Below are 939 nucleotides of genomic sequence, written 5' to 3'. Positions count from 1 at the left end.
CTAGGAGCTGTCCTGTAAGTCATCGGAGCCAGAGGACGATGGCGGCGATGGTGAGTTCGGCCTGGTAGTAGGCGGCGCGTTTGGCGTAGCGGGTGGCCAGGTCGCGGAACTGTTTGAGCCGGTTGAAGCAGCGTTCGACCACGTTGCGCTGCTTGTAGACCTCGGCATCGAACGCGGGTGGCCGCCCGCCGCGGGAGCCTTTGGCGGCGCGGCGGGCGATCTGGTCGTCCCGCTCCGGGCTGATGAAGGTGATCTGCCGGTCCCGCATCGCCCGGCGGGTCGAGGGATGCGAATACGCCTTGTCCGCGATCACCGTCTCCGGCCGACACCGTGGACGTCCCGGCCCGAGACGGGCGACGCTGATGCCGTCCAGCAACGGCACCAGCTGCGGGTTGTCGCCCGCCTGACCTGGGGTGAGCAGGAACCGCATCGGCAGGCCTCGCCCGTCGACCGCGAGATGGATTTTGGTGCTCAGTCCGCCGCGGGACCGCCCGAGTCCTTCCCCGTCGACGGCGAGGACTTCGACGGCGTCGCTGCACCCCCCTTTTTCCGGGCACCAGCAGCGTGCTGATGCGCCCGGACCACACTCGAGTCGACCGAAATGATCCATTCGAGGTCGCCGACCGCGTCGTCTTTGACGATCACCCGGTCGAGGATCTTGTCCCAGGTGCCGTCCTTGGTCCACAACCGCAGCCGCTCATGCGCGGTCTTCCACGGCCCATACCGTTCTGGCAGGTCACGCCACGGAGCGCCGGTGCGCAGCTTCCACAGGATCGCGTTGATCACCTGACGGTGATCACGCCACCGCCGCCCACCACCCTGCACCGGCGGCAGCAACGGCTCGATCACCGCCCACGCCTTATCCGTCAACTCACCGCGACCAACCACCGCGCATAGCTACCAGAGACCCAGCTCAACCGCTTACAGGACACGCCCTAG

General features: G+C 67.3%; 1 protein-coding gene. It reads right to left on the bottom strand.

What is annotated here, in order from left to right; genetic code table 11:
- Window positions 1-19: 19 nt before the first annotated feature.
- Window positions 20-888 (bottom strand): IS5 family transposase gene (locus OO60_RS46230; protein WP_425304672.1). Its coding sequence is split into 2 segments (ribosomal slippage): window positions 20-514 and window positions 517-888, totalling 867 coding nucleotides; the frame shifts between segments, so codons are not numbered across the junction.
- Window positions 889-939 lie beyond the last annotated feature (51 nt).

Origin of the sequence: Amycolatopsis vancoresmycina (assembly GCF_000716785.1) — a bacterium.
Lineage (GTDB): Bacteria > Actinomycetota > Actinomycetes > Mycobacteriales > Pseudonocardiaceae > Amycolatopsis > Amycolatopsis vancoresmycina.
Note: the sequence above shows the minus strand (reverse complement) of the source record. Positions and strands in the feature narration are given on the sequence as shown.